We start from the raw sequence: 18,984 nt of genomic DNA on the forward strand, positions 1-18,984 counted from the left end.
CCGCACGGGGCGCCGCCGCGGCCCAGCACCACCGGCCCTCACGACCGAGGCAACGCGAAATGCTCACCGATCTGCCACCCGAACAACTCCGCACCTACCGCTTCGACGGCTCCGAACCCCACGACTTCGACGAATTCTGGACGAGAACCCTCGACACCGCCCGCACCGCGGCACGCCCGCCGAGACTGCGGACAACCCGAACGGGACTCATCGGCATCACCACCTACGACGTCACCTTCTCCGGATACGACGGACAGCCCGTCCGTGCCTGGCTACGCCTGCCCCGACACTCCCCCCGCCCCCTACCGACCGTCGTCGAATACCTCGGCTACGGCTGCGCCCGGGGCCCGGCATGGCTCCCGACCCTCTGGTCCTCCCTCGGCTACGCCCACCTGGTGATGGACAACCGGGGGCAGTCCAGTCCCTACGGCGCGGCGGACACCTACGACGGAGACACCGCCCCCCAGACCGGCGGAGTACTGACCCGCGGCCTCACCTCCCCCGAACACCACTACTACCGACGACTGTTCACCGATGCCGTCCGCGCGGTCGACACCGTCGCGGAACTCGACGAAACGGACGCCCGACGAATCGTCGTCACGGGAAGCAGCCAGGGCGGCGGCATCGCCATCGCCGTAGCAGGCCTGCGCCCCGGCCTCGCCGGCGCCTGCGTCGACGTCCCGTTCCTCTGCCACTTCCGACGCGCCTCCCACATCGTCGACACCTACCCCTACAAGGAACTCACCGACTACCTCCGCGGCCGCCCGACCGAAATCGAGCAGGTCTTCACCACGCTCTCCTACGTGGACGCCGCCAACCACGCGGCCCGGGCCACAGCCCCCGTGCGCTTCTCCGCCGCCCTGATGGACCCCGTGTGCCCGCCGTCCACCGTCTTCGCGGCCTACCACCGCTGGGGAGAGAACACCGGAGGAGTCGCGGACAAGGCCATCCGCCTGTGGGAATACGCGGGCCACGAAGGCGGCGGCACCGCACAACTCGCCTCGCACAAGGAGTTCGTCGCAGCGATCACCGGTGCTCCCACCCGCGCCACCCGTCGATCAGGCTGAACTCGTGCCACGGCCTGGCGGGCCCCCTTCTCCCCGGAGCGGCCGCGGGAACACTCCGAACGCGCCGCCCGGGGTCACATCCCGCGGTCGGGTCCGTACCAGGGAAGCGGGCGGTCCTCCGGGCTCGTGGGCAGGTGTTGGAGCTCGACCGGACCGGGGTAGAAGCACGTCCCGTTGGGATGGATGACCTCCTCGCCGACGAGGTGCCGGTAGAGCCACTCGGCGAATCCCATGGGATGCTCCCAGTACCCGCCTTCGTCCCGGTCGTGCACCACCACGCTCCAGCCGGGCACCCGCGGGCTGCGGCTGAGAAAGTGTGGGGTAATTGGCTGGCTACTGATCGTTGAGGTCGTCGGCGAGGCGGCGGGCTGCTTCGGTCTCGACGGGGCCGCGTGGTTCGATCTCCTCGCCGGCGAGGCGGGCGGCCATGAGGCGGATCATCGCGACCTTGATCATCGCTTCGGCGTGCGCGGTCTTGCGCTCGTAGTCCCGTGCCAACCGTCTGCACCGTCCCAGCCAGGAGAATGTCCGCTCGACCACCCACCTGCGGGGCAGCACCTGGAACCCTTTCACATCGGCGTTGCGCGGCACCGCAACGATCTCCAGCCCTTCGTGCTCGGCCGCCCAGCCGACCAGTCCCGCGTCGACCACGTTCACGTATCCGCCGTCCACCCAGACCAGCCCGACCTGCGGAAACGAGCTCCGGATCCCGGCGAGGACCAGCTTCGCGCCTGCCCGGTCCTGGACCGAGGCCGAGTGCACCACCGCCCGCAGGACGAGACCGCAGGTGTCCACCAGCAGGTGCCGCTTGCGGCCCCGCACCCGTTTGCCGGCGTCGTAGCCGACCGCCTGCCCGCCCTGGTGGCTGCGGGCGGACTGCGAGTCCAGCACCGCCGCGGAGGGCTGCGGATCCCGGCCGTCGGCAGCTCGCAGCTTCTCGCGCAGCGCGTCGTGGACCCGGCTCCAGGTTCCGTCGGCGCTCCAGGCGCGAAACCACCGGTAGGCCGCGTCCCACGGGGCCAGGTCGTGCGGAACCAGCCTCCACGCACAGCCGCTGACCAGCACGTACAGCACGGTGTCCACGATCAGCCGGCGCGGGAACTTCAGCGGCCGACCCGCCCGGCGCGGATCCCGCACCGGCAGCAACGGCTCGATCACCGCCCACTGAGCATCCGTCAGAGATGAGCCGTAGGACGGCTTGCACACACAGACGCACATGGCGGTGATCATCGCGGACACCTCGACCACGACAATCCCCGCCAGTGCTCACGCCACGCAGTTGATCAATTACCCGACACTTTCTGAGGAAGACGTGGAAGCCGAAGTCGGTCGACAGCGCCGGGACCAGGACTCCGTCAGCACCGGCGTCCGGGTGCGGGAGGCCGTCCCAGCCGGCATCGCGGAAGGCCTGCTCGGTCTCCCGGATGCCTTTCAGAAGGTTCCACTGCGTGGTCGCCGGGTGCACGAAGCAGAGGTGACTGTTGACCTTGACCGGCGCGCACTCGTCGATGAAATCCTTGTACTCGCTGGGGAGTTCCGTGCCGATCTCCGGCTCGAGAAGTCGGTCACGGGTTGCACCTTTCGTTCGGGGCGGGAGATCGCGAGAAGATCAACGCCGCTCTTCGCGCCGATGGTGCCTGACACGGGGGCTGCCCCACCGGCGGGCCACCGCATTCATCGACGCGCTGTCCATACACCGGGTACGGCTTGGCGCGCAGCAGCCCGCACCTCCCACCACGGATCGTCCGGCGCGGAAGCCAGGGCGGCCACCTGCTCGCGCGCGGTCGGAGCGGACAGCACCAGCGGTCCCCGGTTCTTCTCGACGCGTTCCCGTACGCACTGCGGGCACTCCAACCGGCCGGGGCAGCCTTCTCGGTCAGCTCCGGCATCGAGCCACGGCGCGTCCGTCACAGGCGCAGCGCGGCGTTCGCGGCGCGGGCCGCCGCCAGGCGCTGAAGGCCTCGGTCTCCCGCTGCTCGAAGTCCCAGGCGTCGGATCTCGTCCGCCTGGGCTCGCGCCGCCGCTGCCTCCGCTCGCGCCCCGACCTGGTCCTCCTCGAAGAGAAGCACTCTCGCCAAGCCGTCGAGGGAATCAGCGATCCTCTCCCGCCAGTCGGCAAACTCGTTGGCATTCATGCCGGTTGGTCGCTGTGACTTCACCGTGCGAAGGCGGGTCAGGGCGGCCTTGAGCGCTGGGTCGACCACGAGAACTTCTTCCGATCGGCACGCGGGGCACCCCACCCCGCACCGGTTCCGAGACACAGCCTAACTTGATCTTCAACCTGTGCGGCGGGGCGAGGAGCCGCGCCACACCCTGGACGCCCGTCTTCTCCGTGGCGCCGGTCCCCACCACCGGCCGATGCGCGGGAGCGGAGCCGTCATGCCGACGGGGGCGAACAATGCTCCGAGCGGCGCAGCCACCCCTCCGTGTCGGGCGGTGCGGTCGCACGCTGGTGGCAGGGCGGTCCGGCCGTGAACCCCCGAGCACGGCCGGACCCCTGACGGCCCACTCGACCCGACCCTCGAAGGATGCCACTGTGGCGATCTTGGTGAAGTCCGACCTTCCCATCACGACCGACCAGTACGACGCCCTGAACAGCAGGCTCCAGGCCCTGCCCGGCGACACCTTCGCCGGCTGCATCTCCCACGCCTGCGTGCCCACCGCCTCCGGCCTCGCCATCTACGACCTGTGGGAGTCGGAAGAGGCCATGCGGAAGTTCATGGGCATCGTGATGCCCATCGCCCAGGAAATGGGCCTCCCCCAGGGCGCCCGGCCGGAGATCCACCCCACCCACGCCCACTGGACCCCGTAGCGGCGCCGACCGGCACGCGCAGGCACATCCGAAGCCCAGGCGACACTCCGGTGCGCGCCGCGAACCCGTCGCCCGCGGCGCGCACCGGCCCCTGCATCGCTGGTACACCGCCCAGTGTCCTGGCCCGCCGTCCTGCGTCGCCGCCGAGGGTGATCGATAATTTCTGCAGTGGCCGGTGACCGCCCGTGTCCTCGCGTCGAATGGGCGTGCCGGGCCGCTCCGTCCACGAGGAGGTCGACCATGTGCCGATGGCTCGCCTACTGGGGCTCTCCCGTCCGGCTGACGGACGTGCTCTACACACCGGTCCACTCGATCATCGATCAGAGTCTGCATTCCAAGCTGGGAGCCGAGACGACCAACGGTGACGGCTTCGGGATCGGCTGGTACGACGGGACCGACGCGCCGGGGGTGTTCCACAGCACCGAGCCGGCATGGAACGACACCAACCTGCGCGAGGTCTCGGCGCACACCACTTCACCGCTGTTCTTCGCGCACATCCGCGCCGCCATCGGCTCCGCCGTGCAGCGGACCAACTGCCACCCCTTCCGGTACCGGCGGTGGCTGTGGATGCACAACGGCTTCATCGACGGGCTCGGTGACATCAAGCGGGAGCTCTCCTTCGAGATCGACCCCGCGCTCTGGCTGGACGTCAAGGGCACGACCGACACCGAACTGATGTTCTACCTGGCGCTCACCTACGGACTCGAGGACGACCCTCCGGGCGCTGTCGCGCGCATGATCGGGTTCGTCGAGGCGCGCGGCCGCGAGCACGGACACCGGTTCCCCTTCCAGGGCACGATCGCGACCAGTGACGGCGATTCGCTGTGGGCGTTCCGGTATTCCAGCGTGGGCCGGAGCCGATCGCTGTATTTCAACCGGAGCGTCCGGCAACTCAGGGAGATGTATCCCGATCGGGCCGTCCTGCGCGAGGCGGCCGAGGGCACGCGCCTGGTGGTGTCCGAACCGATCGGGGACCTTCCCGGTGCCTGGGTCGAGGTCCCGGAGGCCACCTACGGCGTGGTGAGCCAGGACCGGGAGGAACTGATCCCCTTCACCCCGCGGACTCCCGCCTGACGGGGAAGCCCGAAGACCCGGTCCGGCACGCCACAGCCGCAGTCGGTCCTCGATCCCGGCCGGGTGATCGAGCCGGGCTTCCGTCCTGACCAATCCCGCCTCGCACCCGAGGCTCGTCACGTGGAGCTGTCGCACCCGAACCGCCCCGGGGACGGAGCGGGGGTCCGCCGACCACCGTCGACGTGCTCCGGAGCCCGCCGCCCGGGTAGGTTCCCGACCAGGAGCGGACGCCTGGGGCTTCCACCCGGTCGGCGTCGTGCGCCGGTCGCCGTGCCACCGGATTCTCCGTCGCCCGGCACGAACCGGAGCAGTAGCATCCGGCCCATGTCTCCTGTGTTCCGCACGGCCCGGCTCACGGTCCGCCCCTTCGCCACGACGGACGCGGACGCCGTGTTCGCGATGTGGTCCGACCCCGACGTGTGCCGGTACACGGGTGATGATCCGCCCGGCGACCTCTCGGTGATCCACGCGGACATCGCCCGTTGGCAGACGGTCGCCGACCGCGGCCCCGGCTGCGGCTTCTGGGCGGTCGACGCCGACGGTGTCGGTTTCGTCGGCGACGTCTACGTCCGCCCGATGTCCAGCCACCCCGGCGAGTACGAGATCGGCTGGCATTTCGCCGCCCCGCACTGGGGCCGCGGCTACGCCACCGAGGCGGCCACCGCAGCCCTCGAACACGCTCACGCTCTCGGCATCCCGCGGCTGGTGGCCACCGTCGACCCACGCAACCACGCCTCGCTGCGGGTCGCGCGGAAGGCCGGCATGCTCGACGAAGGCGTCTCCGACCGCTACAACCCCACCGATCCCCCGGAGGCCGTCTTCGCCAGCACTCGCGCCCGGTGACGTGCACCGCGAACCGCCGCCGCACGGGCGACGGCGCCTGACCCCCACGGGGGACGGACAGCACCCCCTTGCCGCCGTTGGCGACCGGCCTGACCTGCGTTTTGTCGGCTTCCTCCGGGGAGAGCGATGAGTTCGGCCGTCCCGATCCGTCACAGCTCTCGACAGGACCACCCACCGCATCGGGAGCTGACCATGGGACTCGTCCACATCGAGTTGTTCACCACCCTCGACCTCGTCGCACAGGCGCCCGGCGGCCCGGACGAGGACCCCGAGGGCTTCCCGTTCGGCGGCTGGCAGGTTCCACTGATGGACGAGGTCGCCGGGGCGCAGGTCGACGCCGCGTACGAGGACGCCGACGCCCTGCTGCTCGGCCGGCGCACCTACGACATCTTCGCCGCCTACTGGCCCAAGGCCGAGGGCAATCCGTTCGCCGCGCTGTTCAACGGCATCCCGAAGTACGTCGCCTCCCGCGGCACCCCCGACCTCCCCTGGGCCCACTCCACCCGGCTCGGACCGGACCTGCCCGCCGCCGTGCGCGAGCTGCGCGAGCGCCACGAGCACGTGAAGGTCGTCGGCAGTCTGGACCTGGTGCAGACCCTCCTGCGCGAGAGGCTGTTCGACCGCCTCGACCTGTGGGTCCACCCCCTCACCCTGGGCACCGGGAAGAGGGTCTTCGACACCGGCACCGTCCCCGCCAACCTCACGCTCCTCGATGCGCCCGTCGCGGGCCCGCGCGGCGCCGTCTTCCTCCGGTACGCGCTCGCCGACGGCACTCCCGCCACCGGCGACATGGGCGCACCCGGACGCGACGCGCACGACGCCGGCTGACCGACGCCGCTCCCGCTCCCCCACCGCTCCCACCGCTCCCGGCGCACCCGGCGCACCCGGCGCTGCCCGGCCGCCGTGGGCCCGTCCGCGCAGGTCGGACCCTCCGGGGCCGGGCACGGGGTGTCGGAGGTGGTCGCTAGGGTTTCGCCCGTTGATCACCGGGGGTGCGGAGGAGGAGCGGTGCGGCGCTGGGAGCTGGTCGGGGACGGTTCGGCGAAGTTCTGGGAGGCGGCGGTCGAGGGCGCGTCGGTGCGGGTCCGGTACGGCCGGATCGGCACCGGCGGCCGCGAGCAGGTCAAGGAGCTGGCTTCGGACGAAGCGGCCGGGGCGCACTTCGCCAGGCTGGTCGCGGAGAAGGAGCGCAAGGGCTACGCCGAGAGCGGTCCGCGGCCTGCACGGACCCCGGACGAGGCAGGCCCGCAGCCTGCGCAGGCCGCCGACGAGACAGGTCCGCAGTGCGCACCGGCCGCCGACGAGGCCGGTCCGCAGCGCGCACCGGCCCCCGCCCCCACCGAGGCCGGGCCGTCCGAGCCGGCGGCGCCCGCAACCGCGCCGGTCGAGGAGCCTGCCGGGCTGCCCGACGAGGACACGTTCGTGCTGCCTGCGGAGTGGCGCGCGAAGGCGCTGCCCCGCCGCTCCCGCGCGACACCCGCCTCCGCCCCGGCCGCGCGCGACGGCCGGGGCCTGGAGTCCGCCGATCTCGCGGAGCACCAGGCCTGGATCGACCAGGTGCTCGCCGCTCCGGCCTCCGACCCCGAGCTGGTCCGCGCCGCGCATGCGTACCTGGCCGGTGAACCGGACGCGCTCGGTGCGGCGGCGGTGGCGAGCATGCTGTTCTCGGTGATGGGTGACACCCTGCTGAAGCGGCTGCCGATCGTGGACCGGTGGGCCGCCCAGCACGGGCCGGCCTTCGCCGCCCTGGCGGCGGTCGAGGTCTTCGAGGTGCACACCGCCTACCAGCAGGCCGGCCGTCACCGCTCCGACATGATGCTGTGCCGGCCCCGCCTCCAGGGGCCGCACTACACCAGCGGCACCTGGCACTCGGGGCACCGCGTGGCGACCCTGGTGCGGGCCCTGCTCGCCGTCACCGACGAGGCGTCCTACCGCGAGGCGGTGGACGCCCTGGCGGTGTGCCGGACCACGCCCCAGCGCCGGGTCGTCACGGTCTTCCTCGCCCCGGGGACGCCGGGCTGGGCGGACGAGTGCCTGGCGGACGGGCCGTACGTCGACGACGGCCCGTGGCTGCGGACGATGCTGATGCAGTCGCTGGACGACCCTGCGCAGCTGCGGGGCCTCGGCCTCAGGCCTCAGCTCCTCTGGAACGCCTGGACGGTGGACTTCTTCGCGACGCTCGCCGACTCGGTGGGGACGGCCTGCGTGCCGCTGCTCCCGGAGGCGGTCGAGCAGGGCTACGGCACGGACCACATCCGGGCCGTCACCGACGCGGCGACGGTCTTCCCGACCGACGACGCCTTCCGGTTCCTGCTCTCCCGGTTGGACGACAAGCACTCCCGGGCCGCGCTGCAGAAGGCCATGACCCGGTATCCGGTCCGGGCCGTGCGGCTGCTCGCGGAGACGGCCACGGGGACGGCCACGGGGTCGGGCAAGAACGCGCCCGCCGCCCGGCAGTTGCTCGACAGCCATGTCCGGCTGCACCGCGCCCAGTTGCCCGCCATCCTGCCACGACTCGATTCCGCGGCGGCCGAGTTGGTCCGCTCGATGGACGCTGCCGCCGCGCGGGTGGCCGAGGCCGCGCCGGAGGCGCTGCCGCCCGTGCTGGTCTCGCCGCCGTGGACCCGCAAGCGCCCCCCGAGCAAGCCGCGCGTGCTGGCCGGCCTGCAGCCGGACGCCGCCTCGGTGCTGCTGTGGCGCGACGGTGAGCGGGAGCGCTGGGCCCGCACGGAGCACACCGGCCACGAGTACCCGGCGAACACCGACTGGGCGGTGACCGCCGAGCGGGTGCTCAACGAGCACGCCGGTCTCTGGTACGCGACCCGTCTGCTCCTCCAGGGGCCGGTGGAGGAGCTGTCCCCGTACGTCGCGGACTGGCGGCCGGGCGACCTGTGGAACGGGCTGGAGTGCTTGCGCCCGGTCCTCGCCACGTACGGTCCGGCGGCGGTGCCGACGGTGCTCCACGCCGCCCGGACGCAGCCCGCCACCCTGGCGCCGCTGCTGTTCCCGGTCCTGGACGTGACCGCGGCCCGGGTGATGGCGGACGCCCTGGTCCGACTCAAGTCGGTTCAGGAGACCGCGCGTTCGTGGTTCGCCCGGCACGGTGTCCCGGCCGCCGTGCTGCTGGTGCCCGACGCGGTGGGTCCGGTCGGTGCGGCCCGTCGGGCGGCCGAGCAGGCGCTGCGGTTGGTCGCCGCGGCCGAGGGTGCCGATGCCCTGCTGGCCGCCGCGGCGGACCGCTACGGCGAGGAGGCGGCCGGGATCCTCGCCGAGGCGCTGGGTTCGGACCCGTGGGAGAACGCGCTGCCCGCCCGGATGCCGGTGCTGCCGGCCTGGCTGCAGCCCGCCGTCCTGCCGCAGCTGCTGCTCGCCTCCGGCGAGGCGCTGCCGGACGCCGCGACCGGGCACGTGCTGACGATGCTGGCCCTGTCCAAGCCGGGCGACCCGTACCCGGCTCTCGCCGTGGCCGTCGACGCCTGCCGGCCGGACTCGCTGGCGGCGCTCGGCTGGGCGATGTTCGAGGAGTGGCGGCAGGCGGCGATGCCCGCCAAAGAGAGCTGGGTGCTGCACGCGCTCGGGGTGCTCGGGGACGACGACACGGTCCGCCGGCTCACCCCGATCGTCCGCGAGTGGCCCGGCGAGGGCGCCCACCACCGCGCGGTGGAGGGCCTGAACGTGCTGGCGGAGATCGGCACCGACGTGGCGCTGCTGCACCTGCACACGATCGCCCAGCGGGTGAAGTTCAAGGCGCTCAAGCAGCGCGCCCAGGAGAAGATCGCCGAGGTCGCGGAGGAACTCGGGCTGACCGGGGAGCAGCTGTCGGACCGGCTGGTGCCGGATCTCGGCCTGGACGCGGACGGCACGACGGTCGTCGACTACGGTCCGCGCCGGTTCACCGTGGGCTTCGACGAGCAGCTGCGCCCGTACGTGCTGGACGCCGACGGCAAGCGGCACAAGGAGCTGCCGGTGCCGGGCGCCCGGGACGACCGGGAGCTGGCCCCGGCGGAGCGCAAGCGGTTCGCCGCGTTGAAGAAGGACGTCCGCGCGGTGGCCGCCGACCAGATCCGCCGGCTGGAGGCGGCGATGGTCGCCGGCCGCTCCTGGTCGGCGACGGAGTTCGACGAGCTGTTCCTGCGCCACCCGCTGGTCCGGCACCTGGCGCGCCGTCTGGTCTGGCTGGCGGACGTGGCCGACGCACCGACCGTGGCCTTCCGGGTCGCCGAGGACCGGACCTTGGCCGACGCGTCCGACGAGGCGTTCGCCCTGCCCGAGGGCGCGAGCGTGCGCCTGGCCCACCCGCTGCACCTCGGTGAGCAGCTGCCGGTGTGGGCGGAGCTGTTCGCGGACCACGAGATCCTGCAGCCGTTCCCGCAACTGGGCCGTCCGGTGCGCCGGCTGACCGCGCAGGAGGCCGGTTCCGGTCGGCTGCTGCGCTTCGAGGGCGTCACCGTGCCGGTGGGCCGGCTGCTCGGCATGACCAAGAAGGGCTGGGAGCGCGGCGTCCCGCAGGACGCCGGCGTCGAGCGCTGGTTCTCCAAGCGGATATCCGACGGCTGCCACCTGGTGATCCAGCTCGACCAGGGCATCTGGGTGGGCGTGGTCAACGAGTCCCCCGACCAGACCTTCGAGACGGTCTGGCTGGACACCGTCCCCCGCGACCACTGGTCGGGCCGCGACTACCCGCTGCGCTTCGGCGACCTCGACGCCGTCGCCGCCTCCGAACTGCTCGCCGACCTCGAGGAGATGACGGCCTCGTGACCACCGCCCCCGGGCACCCGCCGCAGCGACCGCCCGCCGAGGTCCGCTACGCCGTCGTCCAGGGCGGCGCGGCCACCACCGAGGACCAGATCAAGTACTCGTGGAACTACGCGCTGCCGACCTCCTCGACGCCCCCCGCACCCCCGGCACCCCCGGCACCTGGGCCGACGACATGACCGACCGCCCGAAACTCACCCACCTCAAGGCCGGACCGCCCGTCTGGAGCGCCCGCGACATCCCCGGCTGGGGCGAGGACGGCCGACTCCGGGCCTTCTACCGCTACTTCCTCCACCCGAACATCGGCATCGACCTCGTCGAGGATAAGCGCGCGCTCGCCCGCGACCGCGCCTACGCCGCACGCCTGCGCACCAGCCTGGAACACCTGTTGGAGCAACAGCCCGCCGGCCTGGACACCTGGCACGCCATCACCCACCACGACATGCACTTCTACTCCGAGGGCGAGCTCTACGGCTTCCTCCTCGACCTCCACGGCTATTTCTTCGGCACCCGTCCCACACCCCCCGACGACCCCGACCCCGACCGCCCCGCGCCCCCGGAGCACTGGTCCTACTGGCGCCGCTTCACGCGGTAGCCCCGCTCGGTCCGGTGTCGGTGGCGAGCCCCGGGATCCGCGCGACCACCGGCCGCAGATAAGCTGCCGGGATGACTCGGACCGGCCGTTATCGATGGCGCACCCGCCTGCGCAGGCACCTGCCGTGGTTCCTGATCGAGTGGGGGCCGGCCCGCAAGGGCAGCCAGGACTGCGGGGCCCACGAGTGGTACAACCACGACGGTCTCGTCGCCCACTGCTACCACTGCACACCGGGTCAGCGGGCCTGGGCCGACGTCTGGACCCTCTCCGGCCCCGGAGGGAACGGTGCGACCGTGAACGAGTCCGGCTGACCCGGACGGCGAGGGAGGTGACCGTGCGGCGCCTGGTCCCCTCCGGCGGGTACGCCGACCGAGTCGGCCCGCCGGGGCCCTGATCTCCTCGACCCGCCCGTCCCGGGATCGACCTGTGAGCGTGCGCGGCGGTGCTCGCCGCCGGGCGGGCGGCCGGGGAGACTGGGCGCTGTGACTGACTTCCGCGAGACGCTGGACTACCAGACCTTCGGCCGGGCGATGCGCGAGCTCGCGCAGACGATCGCCGACGACGGGTACGAGCCCGATCTGATTCTGAGCATCGCCCGCGGCGGTGTGTTCGTGGCCGGCGGTCTGGCGTACGCGCTGGACTGCAAGAACCTGCACCTGGTGAACGTCGAGTTCTACACCGGTGTGGGCACCACGCTCGAGTTCCCGGTGATGCTGGCGCCCGTCCCCCAGGAGGTCGACTTCACCGACAAGAAGGTCCTGATCGCCGACGACGTGGCCGACACCGGCAAGACCCTGCAACTGGTCCACGACTTCTGTCTCAGCCACGTCGCCGAGGTGCGGTCGGCCGTCCTGTACGAGAAGACGCAGTCGCTGGTGAAGTGCGAGTACGTGTGGAAGCGGACCGACGGCTGGATCAACTTCCCCTGGTCGACGGAACCGCCGGTGGTCAGGCGCGGCGACCAGGTGCTGGACGCCTGACGGCGGCCGCTCCAGAGACCGGCCCGGGTCCTCGTCAATCAGGCCCGTCGGCGGGTACCACCGCTCACAGCTCGTCGGTGGCGCTGCGGGCCGGCCCGCGGAGGCCTGCGCGGACCCGGCGGATCCGCTGCTGGGCCCCTTCGGGCTCGTCGATCCCGAGCCGTGCCCGGCGGCCGAGGGCCCGGACGACGGCCGCGCCCAGGGGCGCATCGGGGGACTTCCGCCAGGTCTTGGGGCGTCGGCGGAGCAGGTCCTGTTCGACGGCGTCGGCCGGGGCGTCGTCCGGCCCGAGAGGTCCGGTGGCCGTGACCAGCACGGTGCGGGCGAGCCGCCGGTTGGCGCTGTTGACGGCCTGCTTGTTGCGGCGGATGTTCCGCCGGGAGCTCTTGTCGTTCTCGCCGTAGTGGTTGCGCCGGTCCTTCGCGTAGCTCAGCTGCTTCTTCTCCTGGGGCGACCTGCCGCGTCCCATGGGCCCACCTCCCCGTCCCCGGGGAGCGTAGCGCCGTCGGCGGGTGGTGTCGTCGGGATATCCCGTGCGGCGGAGCGCCCCTGGCGATCCGTCAGGACAGCCCGGGGGCGCGGGCCGGGGGGTGACGGGGCGCTCCCCGGAGGTGTCACACGTGCGGGATGGTGGGCTTGCCCACCGGGTGGGCGGCGGCTCCGAGCGGGGCGAGCACGGCCGCGGCCGACGCCACCGACTCCGCGAGCAGCGCGGCGGTCCGGCCCGCCTCGTAGAGCTGCTCGCGGGCGTCGCGGGCCGCCCGGAGCGCGTCGTGGGCGGCGTCCTCGGTGGCGCCGCGGGCCGGGCCGATGCGTCCGGCGGCCTGTTCGCTGCTGAGGAACGAGGCGAGCTGGTCGAGGAGTTCGGGCAGCCGGGCGGTCAGGCCGGCGAGTGCTGCCACGGTCTCGGCGGCGTCCGCCGAGTGCACCAGGCCGGGCCGGCCGTCGGGGCCGGTGGCGAGGGCGGCGGATCGGACCAGCTCGGCGGCCTCGGCGGCGAGCTCCGCGGTGGACAGGTTCACCGGTGCGTTCATGGTGGTCTCCTTCGACGGCCGGGGCCACTGCGGCCCCGGCCGTCGTCTGCCCCGGCCCGCCGCGTCCAGCCGTCACCGAACGGAGATTGGCCGGGACTCGACCCCTGTGCCCGGCCGGTGGTTTGACGGTGCGGAAGTCGTGGAAGCGCGCCGCCGCGGAGCCGGAGTGTTGCGGACATGCTCAGACCGCGCCTAGCGTGAGGGGCCGTTGATCGAGTCGCGCGGAGAGGCCAGCATTGATGATCCGTCAAGTCCGGAGCGTGGCGAATGCGGTGCTCGCAGCGGGTCTGGCCGTCAGCGGTGCGCTCCTCGGCGCGTCGCCGGCAGCGGCCGCCGCAGCCCCGACCGCCCTGCCCGCGTCCCAGTTCACCCTGACCGCGGACTACCACCAGTTCGACACCCTCAACTCGGCCCTCGTCACGACGCTGGGGACCTCCGCCGTCCACACGGTGATGGAGAACGCCAACCACGACCGGCAGCCGCTCCCCTCGTCCTTCTCGGTCGCCGGCCTGTCCACCGGCTTCCGGTTCGACGACGGCGACAATTCCGACTGCCAGAGCTTCCCGCAGGGCATCACGACCAGCCGGGACGCCGTGGGGACCGCCGACAGCGGCAACTACGACGGCCACCAGCTGGTGCTGGTGAGCTGGTACACCAAGGACGGTTGCGGCGGCGCGCAGCAGCGCAGCCGGATCACGCTGGCCGACTGGGACGCCACCTTCCCGAACAAGTACCGCAAGATCCTCCTGGTGGAGCCGACCGGGACGGCGGCGGCGCCGAGCTTCAAGGACATCCCGATCCACGCGGGCGGCGTGTCCTGGTACGGCAACTACCTCTACGTCGCTGACACCGGGCGCGGCATGCGCGTCTTCGACATGCGCAAGATCCTCAACACCGACACCGGCGGTACCGCCGACCAGATCGGCCGCCAGTCGGGCTCCGTGTACTACGCGCACAACTACGCCTACGTGCTGCCGCAGATCGGCACCGTCACCGCGCAGACCACCTCCGCCGACAAGCTGGCGTGGTCGTCGATCTCCCTCGACCGGGTGAGCAAGTCGATCGTGATGACCGAGTACACCTGCCAGTCGTCCTGCACGGACTACCCCAACCGGCCGCCGCGGGCCGTGCGCTTCCCGTTCGCGTCCGGGGCGACGACCTTCGCCGCGACGACGACCGCGAGCCAGGCGCTCCAGCTGCCCTGGTACAACCTCAACGGCGTCGCCTCGCACAACGGCCGGTGGTGGTTCAACTCCTCGGGCCAGAAGAAGCTCTACTACTGGACGCCGACGGCGGGCCCCTCGACCTTCGCCTGGGTGGGTGGCGGCGAGAGCATCTCGTACTGGGAGGACACCACCGACCCCGACCTGCTGTGGTCCCTGCAGGAGACCACCGGCGGGCGCAACGTCTTCGCCGTCACCCAGGCCACCTACGGCGGGGGCTGACCCACCTGGGGCTCGGCGGGTACGCGGTGGCCCGGACGCCGCGCACCCGCCGTCCCGTTCGGGTGAACGCTCGCGCGCCTGCCGCCCACGGCGCGCAGCGCTCCGCCCACCCCTTTCGTTCCCGTCCGCCGCGGGCGCCGGCGCTCCGCGCGGCGTCGGACCGTCAGGCGGCCCTCCGGCCGGGCGGCAGGCTGACCGCATGTCCTTCGACCTCGCCGCTCCCCGCGGCCCGCACGCCCCGTCCCCGCCGGTACCGCTCGCGGGTACGGAGGCGTTCCGGGGTGCGGACGGCGCAACGGTGCTCGACTTCTGGCGCTACGCCCTGCCCGACCTGCGGACCAACACCACCCGGGGGCTGCTCGCCGAGTTCCTGGTGCACCGCGCCGTCGGGGCGCCGGACCGGAACGCAGAGTGGGAGAGCTTCGACGTCCTCGCACCGTGCGGGCTTCGGATCGAGGTCAAGACCAGCGCCTACCTCCAGGCCTGGGGGCAGTCCCGGCTGTCGACGATCCGCTTCTCCCGTCTGCGGGGACGCACCTGGTCGCCCGGCTCCGGGACCTCCCCCGACCCGTCGTACAACGCCGACGTCTACGTCTTCGCGCTCCACACCGCGCGCAACCACGCCGACTACGATCCCCTCGACGTCGGGCAGTGGCACTTCTACGTTGCCGCGCGCGCCTCGGTGGAGGGGCTCGGGCAGGCGAGCGCCGGGCTGGCCGCCGTCGAGAAGATCTGCGGCGACCCGGTCACCTACTTCGGCCTCGGCCACCGCATCACCGTCTGCGGCGCCGCCTCCGGGCCCGATTGACCGTACGGCGCCCCCGCCCCCGTCGCCTGCCCGCCCGCCTCGGACGCGTGGGTTCCGGAAACGGGGGAAGCCCCTGGGAGAGAGTCAACCCTTGCAACCGGGGAGGTCGAGACCATGGGCGCCGACGAGCGGCCACCGAACGAGCACCGGACGAAGGCGCGGCAGCGCTTCGCCCGGCACGAGCGCCGTGGCGAGGCCCGGCTGCCCGCCGTACTGGCGACCCTCGTGGCGATCCTGCTGTACCTCGTCCTGCCGCAGCAGCTGCTGATCGCCCCGCGGTTCGTCCTGCCGGGGTTGGAGGTGCTGCTGCTGGTGCCGCTGATCGCGGTCAATCCGCGGCGGATGACCCGGCAGAACAGGCTGTCCAGGACGCTGTCGCTGACACTGGTCGCGATGATCGGCGTCAGCAACCTCGTCGCGCTCGGCCTGCTGATCGACGCCATGGTCACCGAGCGGGCCCAGAACGGCGGCCCGCTGCTGCTCGCGGCGCTCCAGGTCTGGGCCACCAGCGTCATCGTCTTCGGCCTGGCCTTCTGGGAGCTCGACCGCGGCGGCCCGGTGGTCCGCACCCAGGCGAAACGGTCCGAACTGCCGCTCGCGGACTTCCGCTTCTCCCAGGACGAGAACGACGACGCCGTCGAGGAGGTCGCCGACGGATCCAGTCGCACCTCCGACTGGGTGCCGACCCTGATGGACTACCTGTACGTGTCGGTGACCAACTCCACCGCCTTCAGCCCGACCGACACCATGCCGCTCTCCACCCGGGCCAAGGCACTGATGGCCGTCGAGAGCGTCGCGGCGCTCATCACCTCGCTGCTCGTGATCGCGCACGCCGTCGGCGTCCTGGACTGAGGCCTGGACCGGGGCACAGACGGCGCGTGCACCGACCCCCACCGGGTGGTCGGTGCACGCATGCGTTCCGGCTGACGGACGGGGCGTCAGGGCTGGTCGTAGTACCGGCGCTCCTCGACGACCTCGTCGGCCCCGGCACGGCTCCCGTACCGCCGGCGCTTGTAGATGCTCGCGTACGTGAACAGCCCGAGCAGGCCCGCGAGCATCACGATCCAGCCCACGACGTGGACGTTCACGCCCGACAGGTGCCAGTCGACCCCGAACGCCAGTACCGCGCCGAGGGCGAACAGCAGGACACAGCCACCGATACCCATTCTCACCACTCCTCCTGGCAGACAACGGCGTTCGGCTACCCCCGAAACCGCGACGCACGCACCGCGACCCCGCCTGTCGGGTCAGGGCCGGCGGCCGACCAGGGCCGCGGTCTCGGCGCGCCGGTGCCACGCGACGACGGCGAGCGGCACCATGAAGAGGAACGGCGTCCCGGCGTTCTCGCCGTGCATCGCGGTGAGCTGGGTGACGAACGCGAACACCAGGAAGACGATCAGCGCCGTCGCGGCCGGCCCGGCCAGCCGGGGCAGCAGCAGGCCGACCGCTCCGGCCAGCTCCACCAGCCCGGTGACGTACATGAACCAGTGGCCCGCCCCGATCGCGTCGAAGACGGTCGTGGCGGCGGGGAGCGCGAGGAGCTTGGGCAGCGCGCTCGCCAGCGCGAAGAACAGCGCGAGGACGATCCGCAGCGTCCAGACCGTCCGGACGGCGGCCTTGCCCTGCTTCGGGTCGGTGGCGGCGGCGGTGACGGTGGTGGCGGCGGTACGGGTGCTGGACATCTCGGGACTCCCCGGTCGGCTGTGGGTGCTTTCGCAGGTCTGACTGCCGCGGGCCCCCGGACTCATCGGTCCCCGGGAAGAATTCTTCGGCCGTACGACGGAACGGTGGATGCGCGAGCCGGGAGTCACCGAACGGCTACGCAACGTAGGGTGGCCGCACCGCGTGAAACCGACGAAGGAGGAACCGATGGCCAGCAAGGCCAGCATCGTCTTCGCCCACGGACTCTGGGCCGACGGGTCGTGCTTCAACAAGCTCATCCCCGCGCTCCAGGCCGAGGGCCGCGAGGTGTACGCCTCGCAGCACGGCCTCGACTCGCTCGAGGGCGACGTCGCGTGCGTCACCCGGGCCATCAACCACGTGCCCGGCCCGGTCGTCCTCGTCGGCCACTCCTACGGCGGCACGCTCATCACCAAGGCCGGCACCCACGACCGGGTCGGCGCCCTGGTCTACCTCGCCGCCCTCGCTCCCGACGAGGGCGAGACGACGCAGGACCAGCAGGACAAGTTCCCCACCATGCCGGTCTTCGGGCACCTCGACGTCACCGACGGCCGGATCTGGCTCCTCGAGTCCGGCATCGGCGACTTCTGCGGCGACCTGCCCGCCGCCGAGCAGAAGCTCGTCCTCGCGACGGGCGCCGTGCCGGTCCCGGACCTGTTCGCCCAGCAGGTGCCCGGCACCGCCTGGCGCACGACCCCGAGCTGGTACGTCGTCGCCAACGACGACCGCACCGTCAACCCGGACCTGCAGCGGGCGACCGCCGAACGCATCGGCGCCAAGACCCGCGCCGTCGACAGCAGCCACGTGCCGATGCTCTCCCACCCCGACGTCGTCCTGGACGTCATCCGCGAGGCCGCCGCGACCCTCGACGGCTGAGAAAGTGTTGGGTAATCGGATGATCACTCGTTCTTGAGGTCGTCGGCGAGGCGGCGGGCCGCTTCGGTCTCGATGGGACCGTGCGGTTCGATCTCCTCGCCGGCGAGGCGGGCGGCCATGAGCCGGATCATCGCGACCTTGATCATCGCTTCGGCGTGCGCGGTCTTGCGCTCGTAGTCCCGTGCCAACCGTCTGCACCGTCCCAGCCAGGAGAATGTCCGCTCGACCACCCACCTGCGGGGCAGTACCTGGAACCCTTTCACATCGGCGTTGCGCGGCACCGCAACGATCTCCAGCCCTTCGTGCTCGGCCGCCCAGCCGACCAGTCCCGCGTCGACCACGTTCACGTATCCGCCGTCCACCCAGACCGGCCCGACCTGCGGAAACGAGCTCCGGATCCCGGCGAGGACCAGCTTCGCGCCTGCCCGGTCCTGCACCGAGGCCGAGTGCACCACCGCCCGCAGCACCAGTCCGCAGGTGTCCACGAGCAGGTGCCGCTTGCGGCCCCGCACGCGCTTGCCCGCGTCGTAGCCGATCGCCTGCCCGCCCTGGTGGCTGCGGGCGGACTGCGAGTCCAGCACCGCCGCCGAGGGCTGCGGATCCCGCCCGTCCGCCACCCGCACCCGCTCGCGCAGCGTGTCGTGGACCCGGTTCCAGGTGCCGTCCGCAGTCCAGGCCCGGAACCACCGGTAGGCCGCGTCCCACGGGGCCAGATCGTGCGGCACCAACCGCCAGGCGCAACCGCTGACCAGCACATACAGCACCGTGTCCACGACCAGCCGGCGCGGGAACTTCAGCGGCCGACCCGCCCTGCGCGGATCCCGCACCGGCAGCAGCGGCTCGATCGCCGCCCACTGGGCATCCGTCAACGACGAGGAATAGGAAGGCTTGCACGCACAGACACACATGGCGGTGATCTTCACGGACACCGTGGCCGCAAAGATCACCGCCAGGGCATCACGCCAAGCAGTTGATCAATTACCCAACACTTTCTGAGACCCGACCCCGCGGGGCG

At 72.2% G+C, this 18,984-nt stretch carries 21 protein-coding genes; 14 read left to right on the forward strand and 7 right to left on the reverse strand.

The annotated features are described in order from the left end of the window. Positions 1-59: 59 nt before the first annotated feature. Entirely contained in the window at positions 60-1,067 is a 1,008-nt protein-coding gene (locus ABEB06_RS00785) for an acetylxylan esterase (protein ID WP_345694785.1), read from the forward strand. 74 nt (positions 1,068-1,141) lie between these two features. Here the strand turns inward: ABEB06_RS00785 and ABEB06_RS00790 are convergent, their stop codons facing one another. Together ABEB06_RS00790 and ABEB06_RS00795 are read right to left on the reverse strand one after the other, a co-directional pair. Beyond that, complete coding sequence (locus ABEB06_RS00790; RefSeq protein WP_345694786.1) at positions 1,142-1,300, reverse strand: hypothetical protein; 159 nt, start codon at positions 1,298-1,300, stop codon at positions 1,142-1,144. A 100-nt stretch (positions 1,301-1,400) separates the two neighbouring features. Next, on the reverse strand, positions 1,401-2,285 hold the full coding sequence (locus ABEB06_RS00795; protein WP_345701708.1) for an IS5 family transposase: 885 nt from the start codon (positions 2,283-2,285) through the stop codon (positions 1,401-1,403). A gap of 1,318 nt (positions 2,286-3,603) precedes the next feature. Between ABEB06_RS00795 and ABEB06_RS00800 the strand changes: the two genes are divergently transcribed. From ABEB06_RS00800 to ABEB06_RS00840, 9 genes are all read left to right on the forward strand, one after another. Further along, on the forward strand, positions 3,604-3,879 hold the full coding sequence (locus tag ABEB06_RS00800) for a hypothetical protein (RefSeq protein ID WP_345694787.1): 276 nt from the start codon (positions 3,604-3,606) through the stop codon (positions 3,877-3,879). A gap of 240 nt (positions 3,880-4,119) precedes the next feature. Beyond that, on the forward strand, positions 4,120-4,953 hold the full coding sequence (locus ABEB06_RS00805) for a class II glutamine amidotransferase (RefSeq protein ID WP_345694788.1): 834 nt from the start codon (positions 4,120-4,122) through the stop codon (positions 4,951-4,953). Between the two features lie 324 nt (positions 4,954-5,277). Then, positions 5,278-5,796, forward strand: a complete 519-nt coding sequence (locus ABEB06_RS00810) for a GNAT family N-acetyltransferase (RefSeq protein ID WP_345694789.1) — start codon at positions 5,278-5,280, stop codon at positions 5,794-5,796. Positions 5,797-5,988: 192 nt separating this feature from the next. Continuing rightward, on the forward strand, positions 5,989-6,624 hold the full coding sequence (locus ABEB06_RS00815; RefSeq protein ID WP_345694790.1) for a dihydrofolate reductase family protein: 636 nt from the start codon (positions 5,989-5,991) through the stop codon (positions 6,622-6,624). 180 nt (positions 6,625-6,804) lie between these two features. After that, positions 6,805-10,554 (forward strand): DUF4132 domain-containing protein, encoded by a 3,750-nt coding sequence (locus ABEB06_RS00820; RefSeq protein WP_345694791.1) that lies wholly within the window; start codon positions 6,805-6,807, stop codon positions 10,552-10,554. After that, positions 10,551-10,730, forward strand: coding sequence for a hypothetical protein (locus ABEB06_RS00825; protein ID WP_345694792.1), 180 nt, complete (start codon positions 10,551-10,553; stop codon positions 10,728-10,730). The genes ABEB06_RS00820 and ABEB06_RS00825 overlap by 4 nt, the downstream gene beginning before the upstream one ends. Further along, positions 10,655-11,146 carry a hypothetical protein gene (locus ABEB06_RS00830; RefSeq protein WP_345694793.1) on the forward strand — a complete coding sequence of 164 codons (492 nt, stop codon included), beginning with the start codon at positions 10,655-10,657 and terminating at the stop codon, positions 11,144-11,146. The genes ABEB06_RS00825 and ABEB06_RS00830 overlap by 76 nt, the downstream gene beginning before the upstream one ends. A 71-nt stretch (positions 11,147-11,217) precedes the next feature. Next, positions 11,218-11,457 carry a hypothetical protein gene (locus ABEB06_RS00835; protein ID WP_345694794.1) on the forward strand — a complete coding sequence of 80 codons (240 nt, stop codon included), beginning with the start codon at positions 11,218-11,220 and terminating at the stop codon, positions 11,455-11,457. A 171-nt stretch (positions 11,458-11,628) separates the two neighbouring features. After that, positions 11,629-12,126, forward strand: a complete 498-nt coding sequence (locus tag ABEB06_RS00840) for a phosphoribosyltransferase (protein WP_345694795.1) — start codon at positions 11,629-11,631, stop codon at positions 12,124-12,126. Positions 12,127-12,190: 64 nt separating this feature from the next. On the opposite strand, the gene ABEB06_RS00845 is transcribed toward ABEB06_RS00840, so the two are convergent. Next, positions 12,191-12,595 carry a hypothetical protein gene (locus ABEB06_RS00845; RefSeq protein ID WP_345694796.1) on the reverse strand — a complete coding sequence of 135 codons (405 nt, stop codon included), beginning with the start codon at positions 12,593-12,595 and terminating at the stop codon, positions 12,191-12,193. 145 nt (positions 12,596-12,740) lie between these two features. Further along, complete coding sequence (locus ABEB06_RS00850; RefSeq protein ID WP_345694797.1) at positions 12,741-13,160, reverse strand: hypothetical protein; 420 nt, start codon at positions 13,158-13,160, stop codon at positions 12,741-12,743. A 260-nt stretch (positions 13,161-13,420) separates the two neighbouring features. Between ABEB06_RS00850 and ABEB06_RS00855 the strand changes: the two genes are divergently transcribed. The 3 genes from ABEB06_RS00855 (at position 13,421) to ABEB06_RS00865 (ending at position 16,265) form a co-directional block, all read left to right on the forward strand. Then, on the forward strand, positions 13,421-14,605 hold the full coding sequence (locus tag ABEB06_RS00855) for a hypothetical protein (protein ID WP_345694798.1): 1,185 nt from the start codon (positions 13,421-13,423) through the stop codon (positions 14,603-14,605). Between the two features lie 199 nt (positions 14,606-14,804). Further along, a complete protein-coding gene (locus ABEB06_RS00860) occupies positions 14,805-15,413 on the forward strand; it encodes a hypothetical protein (protein ID WP_345694799.1) in 609 nt (202 codons plus the stop codon). A gap of 114 nt (positions 15,414-15,527) precedes the next feature. Further along, on the forward strand, positions 15,528-16,265 hold the full coding sequence (locus ABEB06_RS00865) for a hypothetical protein (protein ID WP_345694800.1): 738 nt from the start codon (positions 15,528-15,530) through the stop codon (positions 16,263-16,265). 86 nt (positions 16,266-16,351) lie between these two features. Here the strand turns inward: ABEB06_RS00865 and ABEB06_RS00870 are convergent, their stop codons facing one another. Together ABEB06_RS00870 and ABEB06_RS00875 are read right to left on the reverse strand one after the other, a co-directional pair. Continuing rightward, the gene (locus tag ABEB06_RS00870; protein WP_345694801.1) at positions 16,352-16,579 is read right to left on the reverse strand and encodes a DUF6458 family protein; all 228 of its coding nucleotides are present in this window, start codon (positions 16,577-16,579) and stop codon (positions 16,352-16,354) included. A gap of 81 nt (positions 16,580-16,660) precedes the next feature. Then, positions 16,661-17,095, reverse strand: a complete 435-nt coding sequence (locus tag ABEB06_RS00875) for a DoxX family protein (RefSeq protein ID WP_345694802.1) — start codon at positions 17,093-17,095, stop codon at positions 16,661-16,663. A 187-nt stretch (positions 17,096-17,282) separates the two neighbouring features. Here ABEB06_RS00875 and ABEB06_RS00880 point away from each other — a divergent pair, with 187 nt between their 5' ends. Continuing rightward, positions 17,283-17,969 carry an alpha/beta fold hydrolase gene (locus ABEB06_RS00880; protein WP_345694803.1) on the forward strand — a complete coding sequence of 229 codons (687 nt, stop codon included), beginning with the start codon at positions 17,283-17,285 and terminating at the stop codon, positions 17,967-17,969. A 23-nt stretch (positions 17,970-17,992) separates the two neighbouring features. On the opposite strand, the gene ABEB06_RS00885 is transcribed toward ABEB06_RS00880, so the two are convergent. After that, entirely contained in the window at positions 17,993-18,877 is an 885-nt protein-coding gene (locus tag ABEB06_RS00885; protein ID WP_345694804.1) for an IS5 family transposase, read from the reverse strand. Between the last annotated feature and the right edge of the window lie 107 nt (positions 18,878-18,984).

Origin of the sequence: Kitasatospora terrestris (genome assembly GCF_039542905.1) — a bacterium.
GTDB classification, from domain to species: Bacteria; Actinomycetota; Actinomycetes; order Streptomycetales; family Streptomycetaceae; genus Kitasatospora; species Kitasatospora terrestris.

Excerpts from the sequence above, each read along its gene's own strand:
- ABEB06_RS00785 (WP_345694785.1), top strand. The coding sequence starts at position 60 with ATGCTCACCGATCTGCCACCCGAACAACTCCGCACCTACCGCTTCGAC.
- ABEB06_RS00790 (WP_345694786.1), bottom strand. The coding sequence starts at position 1,300 with ATGGGATTCGCCGAGTGGCTCTACCGGCACCTCGTCGGCGAGGAGGTC.
- ABEB06_RS00795 (WP_345701708.1), bottom strand. The coding sequence starts at position 2,285 with ATGTGCGTCTGTGTGTGCAAGCCGTCCTACGGCTCATCTCTGACGGAT.
- ABEB06_RS00805 (WP_345694788.1), top strand. The coding sequence starts at position 4,120 with ATGTGCCGATGGCTCGCCTACTGGGGCTCTCCCGTCCGGCTGACGGAC.
- ABEB06_RS00810 (WP_345694789.1), top strand. The coding sequence starts at position 5,278 with ATGTCTCCTGTGTTCCGCACGGCCCGGCTCACGGTCCGCCCCTTCGCC.
- ABEB06_RS00815 (WP_345694790.1), top strand. The coding sequence starts at position 5,989 with ATGGGACTCGTCCACATCGAGTTGTTCACCACCCTCGACCTCGTCGCA.
- ABEB06_RS00835 (WP_345694794.1), top strand. The coding sequence starts at position 11,218 with ATGACTCGGACCGGCCGTTATCGATGGCGCACCCGCCTGCGCAGGCAC.
- ABEB06_RS00845 (WP_345694796.1), bottom strand. The coding sequence starts at position 12,595 with ATGGGACGCGGCAGGTCGCCCCAGGAGAAGAAGCAGCTGAGCTACGCG.
- ABEB06_RS00850 (WP_345694797.1), bottom strand. The coding sequence starts at position 13,160 with ATGAACGCACCGGTGAACCTGTCCACCGCGGAGCTCGCCGCCGAGGCC.
- ABEB06_RS00860 (WP_345694799.1), top strand. The coding sequence starts at position 14,805 with ATGTCCTTCGACCTCGCCGCTCCCCGCGGCCCGCACGCCCCGTCCCCG.
- ABEB06_RS00865 (WP_345694800.1), top strand. The coding sequence starts at position 15,528 with ATGGGCGCCGACGAGCGGCCACCGAACGAGCACCGGACGAAGGCGCGG.
- ABEB06_RS00870 (WP_345694801.1), bottom strand. The coding sequence starts at position 16,579 with ATGGGTATCGGTGGCTGTGTCCTGCTGTTCGCCCTCGGCGCGGTACTG.
- ABEB06_RS00875 (WP_345694802.1), bottom strand. The coding sequence starts at position 17,095 with ATGTCCAGCACCCGTACCGCCGCCACCACCGTCACCGCCGCCGCCACC.
- ABEB06_RS00880 (WP_345694803.1), top strand. The coding sequence starts at position 17,283 with ATGGCCAGCAAGGCCAGCATCGTCTTCGCCCACGGACTCTGGGCCGAC.
- ABEB06_RS00885 (WP_345694804.1), bottom strand. The coding sequence starts at position 18,877 with ATGTGTGTCTGTGCGTGCAAGCCTTCCTATTCCTCGTCGTTGACGGAT.